Source organism: Pseudomonas sp. OG7 (assembly GCF_014192825.1).
GTDB classification, from domain to species: domain Bacteria; phylum Pseudomonadota; class Gammaproteobacteria; order Pseudomonadales; family Pseudomonadaceae; genus Aquipseudomonas; species Aquipseudomonas monteilii.
The window spans coordinates 219,843-234,131 of the sequence record NZ_JACHYK010000003.1 but is presented as its reverse complement, the minus strand read 5'-3'; the positions used below and the strand labels follow the sequence as shown (position 1 = coordinate 234,131).

The following is a 14,289-nucleotide window of genomic DNA, read 5'->3' as shown; positions in this document are numbered from 1 at the left end:
ACTGACAGGGAGATGTCTGCATGAACCCGCTATACCTGGCCTCCGGCTCGCCCCGTCGTCGTGAACTGCTGACCCAGATCGGTGTGCCGTTCAGCGTCGTCAGTGCCCCCGTCGATGAAACCCCGCTGCCCGACGAAAGCGCCCCGGCCTACGTCGAACGCCTGGCCCGGGCCAAGGCTGCCGCCGGCCTGGCCAGTGTCGAGGGAACGGCTGTCGTCCTGGGCGCAGACACCGCCGTGGTGCTCGATGGTCGTATTCTCGGCAAGCCGGAAAGCCGCGAAGATGCCTTGGCCATGCTGGCCGACCTGTCAGGCCGCGAGCATCAGGTACTGACCGCCGTCGCCCTCACCGATGGCCAGCGCGTTCAAAGCCTGTGCGTCACCAGCCAGGTGCGCTTCCGTGCGATCAGCGACGATGAAGCGCAGCGCTACTGGGCCAGCGGCGAACCGGCGGACAAGGCGGGTGGCTACGCCATCCAGGGCCTGGGCGCGGTGTTCGTCACTGGCCTGTCCGGCAGCTACTCGGCGGTGGTCGGCCTGCCCCTCAGCGAAACGGCCGATTTGCTTGGCCAGTTCGGCGTTGCCTGCTGGCAATCGCCGGCGCATACGCCAGAGGTAACAAACCTGCGGTAGCCAGCAATGCATACGCCATCCATCATTACAAAAGACCTTTGACGAGAGCCGGCCATGAGTGAAGAGATCCTGATCAACATCACCCCGATGGAGTCACGCGTGGCGGTGGTGGAAAACGGGGTACTGCAGGAGGTGCACGTCGAGCGCACCCAGCGCCGTGGCATTGTTGGCAATATCTACAAGGGCAAGGTGGTGCGCGTGCTGCCAGGCATGCAGGCGGCCTTCGTCGACATCGGCCTGGAGCGCGCAGCGTTCATCCATGCCTCGGAAATTTCCCAGCGCGAAGGCTCGGCGGTAGAGAACATCACCGCCCTGGTCCACGAAGGCCAGGCCTTGGTAGTGCAGGTGACCAAGGACCCGATCGGCACCAAGGGTGCGCGCCTGACCACCCAGTTGTCGATCCCTTCGCGCTACCTGGTGTACATGCCCCGCAGCAGCCATGTTGGCATATCGCTGAAGATCGAAGACGAAGCCGAGCGTGATCGCCTCAAGCAGGTGGTCAGCGGCTGCATGGAAAGCGAAAACATCAAAGATGCCGGTGGCTTTATCCTGCGCACCGCCGCTGAAGGCGCACGCGCTGAAGAAATTCTGCAGGACATCCGCTACCTGCGTCGCCTGTGGGAGCAGATTGGCACCCAGATCAAGACCTGCGGCGCGCCCACGGTTATCTACGAAGACCTGGGCTTGGCCCTGCGCACGCTGCGCGACCTGGTCAACCCGAAGATCGAGAAGATCCGTATCGACTCGCGGGAAACCTTCCAGAAAACCACGCAGTTCGTTGGCGAGCTGATGCCGGAAATCGCCGACCGCCTCGAGCACTATCCGGGCGAGCGCCCCATCTTCGACCTGTACGGCGTTGAAGACGAGATCCAGCGTGCGCTGGAGCGCAAGGTGCCGCTCAAGTCGGGTGGCTACCTGGTGGTCGACCCGGCCGAAGCGATGACCACCATCGATGTGAACACCGGCGCGTTCGTCGGCCATCGCAACCTGGAAGAGACCATCTTCAAGACCAACCTGGAAGCCGCCACCGCCATCGCCCGGCAACTGCGTCTGCGCAATATCGGCGGCATCATCATCATCGACTTCATCGACATGGAAGATGAAGAGCACCAGCGCCAGGTGCTGCGCACCCTGGAAAAACAGCTGGAGCGCGATCACGCCAAGACCAACATCATCGGTATTACCGAGCTGGGCCTGGTGCAGATGACCCGCAAGCGCACCCGTGAAAGCCTGGAGCAGGTGCTGTGTGAGCCGTGCCTGGCCTGCCAGGGGCGCGGCAAACTGAAAACCCCCGAGACCATTTGTTACGAGATCTTCCGAGAGATCCTGCGTGAGGCCCGAGCCTATCAGGCTGAGGGCTACCGTGTACTGGCCAACCAGAAGGTGGTCGACCGCCTGCTGGATGAAGAGTCTGGCAACGTCGCTGAGCTGGAGGCTTTCATCGGTCGAACCATTCGCTTCCAGGTTGAGTCGATGTATTCGCAGGAACAATACGACGTGGTGCTGCTCTGAGGCTTTCCAGAACACGCCGCAGGATGGTCGGGCTGGCAAAACTGCCGCTACCAGCCATCATGGATAAACGACTTGGAGGGCCATGGCCATGGGACGTCTGACCCGCGTTCTTGTCGCCTTGACCCGCTGGGGGCTGGGCTTATGCGCCCTGTTGGCGGTGTTGGTGGCGCTGTATGTCAGCCTCGGTCGCGAACTGGTGCCGCTGGTGGCCGAGTACCGCGCCGATGTGGAAAGCAAGGCCGAGCAGGCGCTGGGCCTGCCGGTGCATGTCGGTGCCCTCGAGGGCCGCTGGAGCGGGCTGGCTCCGGTGCTGCGGGTGCGCGACCTGCAACTGGGCGAAGGCGCTACGGCGTTGCGCTTGGATGACGTGAAGGTGGTGCCTGATGTCTGGGCCAGCCTTGCCGCCCGTGAAGTGCGCCTGGCGCGTATTCAGCTGGGCGGCCTGCAACTGATCTTGCGCGAGAACGAGCAGGGCGCCTGGAACCTCGAAGGCCTGCCGAAAAAAGACGATGCACCACTCGACCCCGCCGACCTGCTGCAGCGCCTGCGTCAATTGGGCCGCGTCGATGTGTTCGACAGCCAGGTCACCTTGCACCCCTGGCAGCGTGACCCGCTCACCCTTACCTATGTCAGCGCCGGCCTGCAGGCGGGTGCTTCGCGGCAAGTGCTGGAGTTGCGCGCCACCTTGCCTGATGGCCAGCCTCTGTCGCTGAACCTGCAAAGCCGTGTGTCAGCCAAGGCCTGGCGTGATGGCCAGGTGGAGGCCTACCTGAGCCTGCCGCAAAGTGACTGGGCGCGCTGGTTGCCACCACGCCTGCTCGGTGAGTGGCAAGCTGACGCGTTGCGGGCGGGTGGGGAGTTCTGGGTCGATTGGCGAAAAGGGCAGTTGCAGCAGGCTGTGGTGCGGCTTAATGCGCCTGAACTGCGGGGTGCCTATACCGGGCGCAAAGCTGCCACGCTGAGCAACCTGGCCCTGGGCGCCTGGTTCCAGCGCCGGGATCAAGGCTTCGATGTGGTGGTTGACTCCCTGGCCATGGACATCGACAAGGCCCGCTGGGAGTCGCACTTGCAGTTGCAGCAGCGCCCGGGCGAGAACGCAGCCGATGAAAACTGGCGGGTGCAGGCCGACCGGCTCGATCTCACGCCCTTGACCCCGCTGATCGATGCTTTGGCGCCGTTGCCTGACAAAGTCATGGCCGTGGTCGATGGCCTGAAAGTCACCGGCGCGCTGCGCAATGTGCGGTTGGAGGCCCGGCCGAAAGCCGAGGGCGACAAACGCCTGCAGTTCGAGGCCAACCTGGAAAAGGTCGGTTTCGATGCGTATCACAATGCCCCGGCTGCCGGTAACGTCAGCGGCAGCATCAGCGGTGACCTGGGCCATGGTGAGCTGCGGTTGGATACCGAGGCGTTCATGCTGCATCTGTACCCGATCTTCGCCAAGCCCTGGCACTACCAGAAGGCCAATGCACGCCTGACCTGGGCTTTGGACAAAGACGGTTTCACCCTGATTGCGCCGTACCTCAAGGTGCTTGGCGAAGAGGGCAAGATCGCCGGTGATTTCCTGATTCGCCTGTTGTTCGAGGAAGGCCGCGAGGACTACATGGACCTGCGCGTCGGCCTGACCGAAGGCGATGGGCGCTATACCGCCAAGTACTTGCCCGAGGTGCTCAGCCCGGCCCTCGACGAGTGGTTGCGCAGCGCCATCGTCAAGGGCACGGTGGATGAAGGCTACTTCCAGTACCAGGGCTCGCTGAATCATGGCGCGGCTCCTGAAGCACGCAGTATCAGCCTGTTCTTCAAAGTGCGCGATGCCGCCCTGGACTTCCAGCCTGGCTGGCCGCAGGTGCAGCACGTGGATGGCGATGTGTTCATCGAGGACAGCGGCGTGCGCATCAAGGCCCAACGCGGCGTGCTGCTCGACACCAAGGTCAGCGATGTGACGGTCGATATACCGCATGTCGACGGTGATCAGCACAGCCACCTGTACCTGGATGGAGACTTCGACGGCACCCTGGGCGATGGGCTGAAGATTCTCAAGGAAGCGCCAATCGGTACCGGTGAGATTTTCGCCGGCTGGGAGGGTGAAGGGCCGCTGAAGGGCAAGGTCAAGCTCGATATCCCCTTGGCCCATGGGCCGCTACCGAAAGTACAGGTGGACTTCGCCACCAACGATGCGCGCCTGAAAGTCGCCCCGCCGAGCCTGGAGTTGAACCGCCTGAAGGGTGATTTCAGCTTTGATTTCGACAAAGGCCTGAGCGGCAAGGGCATCAGCCTGCAAGCCTTCGGCAAGCCGGTAACGGCGCAAATCACTGCTGAAGGCCAGGCTGGCCAGATGCAGACCCGCATTAATGCCAATGGCCAGGTGTCGCTCAAGGCGTTGACCGAGTGGCTGCAGTTCAAGCAGGCCCTGCCGGCCTCCGGCGACTTGCCTTACCAGCTACAGGTCAGCCTGGGTAGCCGGGAAAACAGCCTGAGCGTCACCTCCAACCTCAAGGGCCTGGCGATCGACCTGCCGGCACCGTTCGGCAAAACGGTGGCGGATACCCGCGACAGCCGTTTCAGTATGAGCCTGCAGGGGCCGGAGCGTCGCTTCGATGCTGTCTACACCGACCTTGCCCGCTTTGCCTATGCCGCGCCGGCCAACGCACTGGCCCAGGGGCGCGGTGAGTTGCTGCTCGGCGCCGGTAACGCTCAACTGCCGGCCGGTCAAGGCCTGCGGGTACGTGGCCGCCTGGAGGCTTTGGACCTGGCACCTTGGCAAGAGCAGGCAGCGCGCCTGGCGGGTGACGACCCCGGTGGCAGCGCGCGGCAAAACCTGCAAAGCGTAGACCTGAGCATTGGCCAGTTGAAAGCCTTTGGCATGGACCTGAATCAGGCAGTGGTGAGGCTGGCACGAGGCGGCCAGGCTTGGGACCTGCGCCTTGACAGCAAGGAAGTGATAGGTAACGCACGCGTGCCGGATGCCAAAGGATCGCCCATGGTGGTGCGCATGCAAACCTTGCGCTTGCCGGCGGCCGACCCTGCCCAGGCGAAAGCTGAGGATGGCCCCGATCCGCTGGCCTCGTTCGACCCGCGCAAGGTCCCGGCGCTGGACCTGAGCATCGACAAGCTGTACCGCGGCGACGACTTGTTCGGCAGTGCATCGATCAAGTTGCGACCCACCGCGCGTGGTGTTAGCGCCAGTGATATCGACCTCGACTTCAAAGGCCTGCGTATCGACGGCGGCGGTGGCTGGGAAGGCGAAACGGGTAAGACCAGCAGCTGGTACAAAGGGCGCCTGGACGGCAAGAACCTGGCCGATGTACTCAAGGCCTGGGGCTTTGCCCCGACCGTGACCAGCCGCGATTTCCGCCTGGATGTGGATGGCCGCTGGCCGGGTTCGCCGGCTGCGGTCGGGCTGGAGCGCTTCTCGGGCAGCATGGACGCGGCACTGCGTACCGGCCAGTTCGTCGAGGTTGAAGGCAGCGCCCAGGCGTTGCGGGTATTCGGCCTGCTCAACTTCAACTCCATTGGCCGACGCCTGCGTCTGGACTTCTCCGACCTGTTCGAGAAAGGCCTGGCCTATGACCGGGTCAAGGGCCTGCTGGTGGCCAGTGACGGGGTGTATGTGACCCGCGAGCCCATCAGCGTGACCGGCCCGTCGAGCAATTTCGAGCTGGATGGGACCCTGGACATGGTGCGCGACCGGATTGATGCCAACCTGCAGGTCAGCCTGCCGGTGACCAACAACCTGCCGCTGGCGGCACTGATTGTCGGCGCGCCGGCCGTAGGTGGCGCCTTGTTCCTGGTCGATCGGTTGATCGGTGACCGTGTTTCGCGCTTTGCCAGTGTGCACTACCGTGTCGAAGGACCGGTTAAAGAGCCTAGAATCACCTTTGTGAAACCTTTCGAGAAATCCCGCTAGGAGTGCCCATGAAGGCAGCGGTAATCCAGATGGTCAGCCAGGACGATGTGCTGGCCAACCTGCAACGTGCCGGTGCCCTGTTGGAGCAGGCCGCGATGGGCGGCGCACGGCTGGCCGTGCTGCCAGAAAATTTCGCTGCCATGGGCCGTAAGGATGCCGCTGCCATCGGCCGTGCCGAAGCGTTGGGTGAAGGGCCGATCCTGCCATGGTTGAAACGCACCGCCCGTGACCTCAAGTTATGGATTGTTGCCGGTACCTTGCCCTTGCCACCGGTCGGCCAGCCCGAGGCCAAGGCCCATGCCTGCTCGCTGTTGATCGATGAACACGGCGAGATCGCGGCACGTTATGACAAGCTGCACCTGTTTGACGTGGATGTTGTCGACAACCGTGGCCGTTACCGTGAGTCGGACGACTACGCCCATGGTGCTCAGGTGGTGGTGGCTGACACGCCGGTCGGGCGGTTGGGGTTGAGCGTGTGCTACGACTTGCGCTTCCCCGAGCTGTACAGCGCACTGCGTGCTGCCGGCGCGGAGCTGATCACTGCGCCGGCTGCCTTTACGGCAGTGACAGGCGCGGCCCATTGGGAGGTACTGGTACGCGCCCGAGCCATCGAGACCCAGTGCTACCTGCTGGCTGCGGCGCAGGGAGGCACCCACCCAGGCCCACGGGAAACCCATGGGCATGCGGCGATTGTCGACCCTTGGGGGCGCATCGTTGCAGAACAGGCGCAAGGCGAAGCGGTACTGCTTGCCGAGCGCGACATTGAAGAACAAGCGTCCATTCGGGCGCGCATGCCGGTGGTATCGCACCGGCGCTTTTTCTCGCAGGGCGCGTTGCGGCCTGCGCACACCGCGGAGTGACTATGAGCCAGATGTTATCCACCGTCAGTGAGCAGCTCCTGGCCCCAGGCGGCTTGACCCTGGACAGCCTGCAGAGCGTGCTGGGTGAGTTGGCTGGCCCCGGCATCGACGCCGCCGACCTGTATTTCCAGGGCCAGATCTCGGAAACCTGGGCCCTGGAAGACGGCATCGTCAAAGAGGGCAGTTTCAACCTCGACCAGGGCGTGGGCGTGCGTGCCCAGTCCGGTGAAAAGACCGGGTTCGCCTACAGCAATGCAATCAACCTCGAGGCGCTGACCTCGGCGGCGCGCGCCGCCCGTTCCATTTCCCGTGCCGGTCAAAACGGTACGGTGCAGGCCTTCCGCAGCCAGGACGTCACGGCCCTGTATGCGGCGGACAACCCGCTGGATGTACTGAGCCGTGCCGAAAAGGTCGAGCTGCTCAAGCGTGTCGATGCCGCCACCCGTGCCCTGGACCCGCGAATTCAGCAGGTCAGTGTGAGCATGGCCGGGGTTTGGGAGCGTATCCTGATTGCGGCGGCCGATGGCAGCCTGGCTGCCGACGTGCGTCCGCTGGTGCGCTTCAACGTCAGCGTCATCGTCGAGCAGAACGGCCGCCGCGAGCGCGGCGGGCAGGGCGGTGGCGGGCGTACCGACTACCGCTTCTTCACTGAAGAGCGCGTGATGGGCTATGCCCGTGAAGCGCTGCGTCAGGCCCTGGTGAACCTGGAAGCGATTCCGGCTCCGGCCGGTACCTTGCCGGTGGTGTTAGGTTCGGGGTGGTCGGGTGTGCTGTTGCACGAGGCCGTCGGCCATGGCCTGGAAGGTGACTTCAACCGCAAGGGCAGTTCGGCTTTCAGCGGCCGTATCGGCGAGAAAGTGGCATCGAGCCTGTGCACCATCGTTGACGATGGCACGCTTGAGGGCCGCCGTGGTTCGCTGAGCATCGATGACGAAGGTACCCCGACCGAGTGCACCACGTTGATCGAGAACGGGGTGCTCAAGGGTTACATGCAGGACAAGCTGAACGCACGCCTGATGGGCATGGCGGTGACCGGCAACGGGCGCCGCGAATCCTACGCACACCTGCCGATGCCACGCATGACCAATACCTACATGCGGGCTGGCGAAAGCGATCCGCAAGAAATCATCGCATCGGTGAAAAAAGGGATCTACTGCGCCAATCTGGGCGGCGGCCAGGTGGACATCACCAGCGGCAAATTCGTGTTCTCGACCAGTGAGGCCTACCTGATCGAAGACGGCAAGATTACTGCACCTGTGAAAGGCGCAACCCTGATCGGCAATGGTCCTGAGGCGATGAGCCGGGTGTCGATGGTCGGTAACGACCTGGCGCTGGACAGCGGAGTGGGCACATGCGGCAAGGACGGGCAGTCGGTGCCGGTGGGGGTAGGGCAGCCTACCTTGAAGCTGGATGCGATTACCGTGGGCGGTACCGGGGCGTGATGGCTTTTGGGGGCCGCAAAGCGGCCCCCAAGGGTTCAGCGCAACCCGCGCTGCAACTCGTCGAGGTCGCGGATGTACTTGAACACCTTGCGCGCAGCGGCAGGTGGCTTGTTCCGGGCCTTTTCGTGTTGAGCATGGCGCACCAGCGAACGCATTTGCTGGCGATCGGTTTCGGGGTACTCGTTGACGAAACGCTCGAGGTCTTCGTCGTTACCGTCGATCAGCCGGTCACGCCAGCGCTCCAGGTTGTGGAATCGCTCGTTGTACTGGCGAGTCGAGCTGTCCATCTGTTCGAGCAAGGCGTGGATGGCATCCAGGTCCTGTACGCGCATCAGCTTGCCGACGAACGACATGTGGCGCTTACGGGCGCCATGAGCGGTGTGCTTGCTGGCTTCAGCCAGTGCTTTGCGCAGCTCGTCGGTCAACGGCAGGCGTGCCAGGGTATCGGCCTTGAGCGTGGTCAGGCGCTCGCCAAGTTCGACCAGCGCATGCAGTTCGCGCTTGATCTGGGTTTTGCTTTTTTCGCCGTCGAAGGCGTCGTCGTTTGAATCAACCATGGTGGCAGTCCGCTAGAAATCGCCGCCATGATAACCAGTCGGGGGCCGCTTGTCCGGCCCGGTCGTAGAATGACCCTCGCCGAACGCAGAATTTGAGTGGAGAGAACCATGAGTGCAGTCCAGAGCGTAGGTCCGAAAGACCTGCCAGCATTGCAGGAGCAGGTCGAGGCAATCATCGCCGAGGCTCGCCGCCAAGGGGCCAGTGCCTGCGAAGTGGCCGTGTCGCTGGAGCAGGGCCTGTCCACCACGGTACGCCAGCGTGAGGTCGAGACCGTTGAGTTCAATCGCGACCAGGGCTTTGGCATTACCCTCTACGTTGGCCAGCGCAAAGGTTCGGCCAGCACTTCGGCCAGTGGCCCGGACGCGATCCGCGAAACCGTCGCTGCGGCGTTGGCCATTGCCAAGCATACTTCCGAGGACGAATGCTCGGGCCTTGCGGACGCCGCGTTGATGGCCCGGGACATCCCGGACCTGGACCTTTATCACGACTGGGACATTGAGCCCGAGAAGGCCATCGAGATGGCCCTGGCCTGCGAGGCTGCGGCGTTCGATGCCGACCCGCGCATCCTCAATGCCGATGGCACCACCCTCAATACCCACCAGGGCTGCCGCGTGTATGGCAACAGCCATGGCTTCATCGGGGGCTACGCTTCGACCCGGCACAGCCTGAGCTGCGTCATGATCGCCGAAGGCGACGGCCAGATGCAGCGCGACTATTGGTATGACGTAAACCGCCAAGGCAACCTGCTCGCCGATCCGCGCAGTATCGGTGTACGCGCTGCCCAGCGTGCCGCCAGCCGCCTGGGCGCGCGCCCGGTGCCCACTTGCGAGGTGCCGGTGCTGTTTTCCGCCGAGCTGGCCGGCGGCCTGTTCGGCAGCTTCCTCTCGGCCATTTCCGGCGGCAATCTTTACCGCAAATCGTCATTCCTTGAAGGGACCATTGGCCAGCGCCTGTTCCCCTCCTGGCTAACCCTCGACGAGCGCCCGCACATTCCGCGAGCGCTGGGCAGCGCCGCATTCGATGGTGACGGTCTGGCCACCTATGCCAAGCCGTTCGTCGACAAAGGCGAGCTGGTGTCGTACCTGCTGGGCACGTATTCCGGGCGCAAGCTGGGCTTGCCAAGTACTGCCAACGCCGGTGGCGTGCATAACCTGTACGTCAGCCATGGTGTCGAAGACCAGGCAGCACTGATCCGCCGCATGGGCCGTGGCCTGCTGGTCACCGAGCTGATGGGGCATGGCCTGAACATGGTGACCGGGGATTATTCCCGTGGTGCGGCAGGGTTCTGGGTTGAGAACGGCGAGATCCAGCACGCGGTGCAGGAAGTGACCATTGCCGGCAATATGAAGGATATGTTCCAGCAAATTGTCGCGATCGGGAGTGATCTCGAAACCCGTAGCAACATTCACACGGGTTCGGTACTGATCGAGCGAATGACTGTCGCAGGTAGCTGATTCGTTCCAGATACCTTGGCAAATCAGAAGACCCGGCCCTGCGCCGGGTTTTTGTTTCATCACCTTTTTCTTGAAGTGATTCTATTTATCACCTAATAATGAATATCATTATCCAGTAACCCGGCGATGATGTTCATGAAACCCGTCCTCCGCGAACTGCCCTACCTGGAAAACTGGCGCTGGCTCAGCCGGCGCATCCGCTGTGCGCTCGAACCCGACGAGCCGCGCCTGATCGAGCATTACCTGGCCGAGGGCCGCTACCTGGTGTGCTGCACCGAGACTTCGCCATGGACGGTGGCCCTGACCTCCTTGCGCCTGTTACTGGATACCGCCTGCGACCGCATGCTGCCCTGGCATTGGCGCTGCCTGTGCCTGGACCAGGCCTGGCGCCCCTTGCTGGACCTTCGCAATCTCGATCGCCAGGAACAGAACCAGCGCTGGCAGCCCTACGCCCTGCAGTTGGCCAATTGCCGCCTGCTGCCGTCGATTTCTCCCGATGAACTGATGCAAGGATTTGATGATGAGTGATACCCGTATCGAGCGTGACAGCATGGGCGAACTGCAGGTGCCGGCCCAGGCCCTGTACGGTGCCCAGACTCAGCGCGCGGTCGACAACTTCCCGGTCAGCGGCCAGCGCATGCCGGCCCAGTTCATTCGCGCGCTGTTGCTGGCCAAGGCGGCTGCCGCCAAGGCCAACGTCGAGCTGGAGCAATTGTCTGTCGCGCAGGGCAATGCCATCGTCAAGGCGGTCGAGCAACTGCTGGCCGAGGACTTCATCCAGCACTTCCCGGTGGATGTGTTCCAGACCGGCTCCGGCACCAGCTCGAACATGAACGCCAACGAGGTGATCGCCACCCTGGCCAGCCGTGTACTGGGTGATGCGGTCAACGCCAACGACCACGTCAACTGTGGCCAGAGCAGCAACGACATCATCCCGACCACCATTCACGTCAGTGCTGCACTGGCCCTGCACGAACAACTGCTTCCGGCCCTGAGCCACCTGGTGCAGGTGATCGAGACCAAGTCGGTGCAGGTGCATCAGTACGTGAAAACCGGCCGTACCCACTTGATGGACGCCATGCCGGTGCGCATGAGCCAGGTGCTTGATGGCTGGGCCGCGCAGATCAACGCTGCCAAGGCGCACATCGAGGCGACCCTGCCGAGCTTGCAGGCGCTGGCCCAGGGTGGCACGGCCGTGGGTACCGGCATCAACGCCCACCCACAGTTCGCGGCCGGTTTCGCCCGCCAGCTCAGCGGCCTGACCCAGGTCGAGTTCACCCCGGGCCAGAACCTGTTTGCCCTGATCGGCTCGCAAGACACTGCCGTGGCGCTGTCTGGCCAGCTCAAGACCACTGCTGTGGCGCTGATGAAGATCGCCAACGACCTGCGCTGGATGAACTCCGGCCCGCTCGCCGGCCTGGGCGAAATTGAGCTGCAAGGCCTGCAACCGGGCTCTTCGATCATGCCTGGCAAGGTCAACCCGGTGATTCCTGAGGCCACCGCCATGGTTGCTGCCCAGGTGATCGGCAACGACGCCACCATCGCTGTCGCTGGCCAGTCCGGCAACTTCGAGCTGAACGTGATGCTGCCGGTGATCGCCCGCAACCTGCTGGAAAGCATCGAGCTGATGGCCAACGTCAGCCGTCTGCTGGCCGACAAGGCCATCGCCACGTTCAGGGTCAACGAGGGCAAGCTCAAGGAAGCCCTGGCGCGCAACCCGATTCTGGTCACTGCGCTGAACCCGATCATCGGCTACCTCAAGGCCGCCGAAATCGCCAAGACCGCCTACGAGCAGGGCCGCCCGATCATCGACGTGGCGCTGGAGCACACCGACCTGTCACGCGACCAGCTGGAAGCACTGCTGGACCCGGAAAAACTCACCGCTGGCGGTATCTGACACTGCGTCGCCGCTCAGGAGACAACCATGCAGCACTGGAAACGCACTACGGAAACCGCCAACCGCCTGTTCGAACAAGGCGGGTTGGTCGACGCCCGGGAACACTACCTGCAAGCCCTGGCGCTGGCGCAGGTGCTGTTCGAGCGCTGGCATGACGTCGACGAAGCGGTGGCTGCATTCGTCATCGCCCATCACAACCTGGCCGACCTGCACCTGCGCCTCAACCAGCCGCACGAGAGCGCCGACTACCTGTGCGCCGCTCACCAGCGGCTGTTGCAGGCCAGCCAGGAGGCGCGTTTACCCCAGGGGCTGCGTGACGCAGCCCTGCGTCACAGTGGACGCACCTACACCCAGCTGCTGAGTTTTATCGCCGAATACGGCCAGTACCCACGTACCGAGCGTCTGCTTAACCGCCACGGCACCGGGGCCAGCGCGTTCGCTGCCCAGCCAGACGTGGCGCACAGAAACCATGCCTACGGAATTCACTGACATGCCGCATACCTTGCCTGCTTTGCCCTACGCCTACGATGCGCTGGAGCCGCACATCGACGCGCAGACCATGGAAATTCACCACACCAAGCACCATCAGACCTACGTCAACGGCCTCAATGCCGCCATCGAAGGCACCGAATGGGCCGAATGGCCCGTGGAGAAGCTGGTTGGTGCAGTCAAGCAGCTACCGGAAAGCCTGCGTGGCGCTGTGACCAACCATGGCGGGGGGCACGCCAACCATAGCCTGTTCTGGACGGTGATGTCGCCGCAAGGTGGTGGTGAGCCACACGGCCAGCTGGCGCAGGCCATCGCCTCGCAACTGGGTGGTTTCGATGCCTTCAAGGAGGCGTTCACCAAGGCTGCGCTGACCCGCTTTGGCAGCGGCTGGGCCTGGCTCAGCGTAACGCCGCAGAAAACCCTCGTTGTCGAGAGCAGTGGCAACCAGGACAGCCCGCTGATGCTCGGCAACACGCCAATCCTCGGCCTGGACGTGTGGGAACATGCCTACTACCTGAAGTATCAGAACCGTCGTCCGGAATACATCGGTGCCTTCTACAACGTGATTGACTGGGCCGAAGTGGAACGCCGTTACCTCGAAGCCCTGAAGTGAGTCGGACCGGTATGCGCTCTGAGGTGATGTCTGTCAGCAGTGTGCGCCTGTTTCGGCTGGCGCTTGGGACTTTGCTTTTGCTGGCTGGCGCCGCGCTGCTGGTGGCGCGTGGCCTTGCCTGGCTGGACCTGGAACCGCGCATGTTGCGTGCGCTGGAAGGCGGCGCATTATGCGCCCTGGGGACGGCGCTGGGCGCGGTACCGGTACTGGTCATTCGCAACATGCCGGTGGCACTGGCCGATACGCTGCTGGGCTTCGGCGCTGGCGTAATGCTGGCGGCCACCGCGTTTTCCCTGATCATTCCGGGGTTGGACGCCGCTCAATCCATCGGTTTCAGCCCTTGGGGCGCGGGTGGCCTGATCAGCTTTGGCCTGATGTTCGGTGCGCTGTGCCTGTTTCTGGTTGACCTCAAGGTGTCAGGTGCCTCGCCGGAAGCACTGGTCGGCACCGGCAATCAGCCAGTGATTGCCGCGCGCATCTGGCTGTTTGTCATCGCGATCATCGCGCACAACATCCCCGAAGGCATGGCGATTGGCGTATCGGCCGGTGGTGGCATGGCCGACGCCGACAGCCTGGCCATGGGCATCGCCTTGCAGGATGTGCCTGAAGGGCTGGTCATTGCGCTGGTGCTGGCGGGGGCGGGCATGCCGCGCTTCAAAGCCTTCCTGATCGGTGCCGCTTCTGGGCTGGTCGAGCCGGTAGCCGCAGTGATCTGTGCCTGGTTGGTGAACATCGCCGAGCTGCTGCTGCCGCTGGGCCTGGCCTGTGCGGCGGGGGCGATGCTGCTGGTGGTTACCCAGGAAATCATCCCGGAATCACGCAGCAACGGCCACCATCGCCTGGCTAGCCTGGGGCTTTGTATCGGGTTCTGCCTGATGATGGTGATGGACACCGCGATGTCCTGATCTGACCTCATCGCCGGTACAGT

Annotated in this window: 12 protein-coding genes; 11 read left to right on the top strand and 1 reads right to left on the bottom strand. The window is 63.4% G+C overall.

Annotation, left to right across the window (positions count from 1 at the left end):
- Positions 1–20: 20 nt before the first annotated feature.
- The 5 genes from FHW75_RS09220 to tldD all read left to right on the top strand — a co-directional run bounded on the left by FHW75_RS09220 (position 21) and on the right by tldD (position 8,350).
- Complete coding sequence (locus FHW75_RS09220) at positions 21–632, top strand: nucleoside triphosphate pyrophosphatase (protein WP_019099447.1); 612 nt, start codon at positions 21–23, stop codon at positions 630–632.
- A 54-nt stretch (positions 633–686) separates the two neighbouring features.
- Complete coding sequence (gene rng / locus FHW75_RS09215; protein ID WP_016713152.1) at positions 687–2,144, top strand: ribonuclease G; 1,458 nt, start codon at positions 687–689, stop codon at positions 2,142–2,144.
- 82 nt (positions 2,145–2,226) lie between these two features.
- Positions 2,227–6,048: a YhdP family protein gene (locus FHW75_RS09210; protein WP_183673530.1), complete on the top strand. Its 3,822-nt coding sequence runs from the start codon at positions 2,227–2,229 to the stop codon at positions 6,046–6,048.
- An 8-nt stretch (positions 6,049–6,056) separates the two neighbouring features.
- Positions 6,057–6,908, top strand: a complete 852-nt coding sequence (locus FHW75_RS09205) for a carbon-nitrogen hydrolase family protein (RefSeq protein WP_019099449.1) — start codon at positions 6,057–6,059, stop codon at positions 6,906–6,908.
- Positions 6,909–6,910: 2 nt separating this feature from the next.
- A complete protein-coding gene (tldD, locus tag FHW75_RS09200; protein ID WP_025753788.1) occupies positions 6,911–8,350 on the top strand; it encodes a metalloprotease TldD in 1,440 nt (479 codons plus the stop codon).
- 35 nt (positions 8,351–8,385) lie between these two features.
- Here tldD and yjgA read toward each other — a convergent pair whose 3' ends face one another.
- Entirely contained in the window at positions 8,386–8,907 is a 522-nt protein-coding gene (yjgA, locus tag FHW75_RS09195; RefSeq protein ID WP_016713148.1) for a ribosome biogenesis factor YjgA, read from the bottom strand.
- A gap of 108 nt (positions 8,908–9,015) precedes the next feature.
- On the opposite strand from yjgA, the gene pmbA reads away from it, so the two are divergent.
- The 6 genes from pmbA (at position 9,016) to FHW75_RS09165 (ending at position 14,266) form a co-directional block, all read left to right on the top strand.
- The gene (pmbA, locus tag FHW75_RS09190; RefSeq protein WP_019099450.1) at positions 9,016–10,362 is read left to right on the top strand and encodes a metalloprotease PmbA; all 1,347 of its coding nucleotides are present in this window, start codon (positions 9,016–9,018) and stop codon (positions 10,360–10,362) included.
- A 126-nt stretch (positions 10,363–10,488) separates the two neighbouring features.
- On the top strand, positions 10,489–10,890 hold the full coding sequence (locus FHW75_RS09185; RefSeq protein WP_019099451.1) for a hypothetical protein: 402 nt from the start codon (positions 10,489–10,491) through the stop codon (positions 10,888–10,890).
- Positions 10,883–12,259, top strand: coding sequence for a lyase family protein (locus tag FHW75_RS09180; protein WP_183673528.1), 1,377 nt, complete (start codon positions 10,883–10,885; stop codon positions 12,257–12,259). Before FHW75_RS09185 ends, FHW75_RS09180 begins: the two co-directional genes overlap by 8 nt.
- Before the next feature lie 27 nt (positions 12,260–12,286).
- Complete coding sequence (locus tag FHW75_RS09175; RefSeq protein WP_027609543.1) at positions 12,287–12,748, top strand: hypothetical protein; 462 nt, start codon at positions 12,287–12,289, stop codon at positions 12,746–12,748.
- A gap of 1 nt (position 12,749) precedes the next feature.
- On the top strand, positions 12,750–13,361 hold the full coding sequence (locus tag FHW75_RS09170; protein WP_025753784.1) for a superoxide dismutase: 612 nt from the start codon (positions 12,750–12,752) through the stop codon (positions 13,359–13,361).
- Positions 13,362–13,372: 11 nt separating this feature from the next.
- Positions 13,373–14,266: a ZIP family metal transporter gene (locus tag FHW75_RS09165; RefSeq protein WP_019099455.1), complete on the top strand. Its 894-nt coding sequence runs from the start codon at positions 13,373–13,375 to the stop codon at positions 14,264–14,266.
- Positions 14,267–14,289 lie beyond the last annotated feature (23 nt).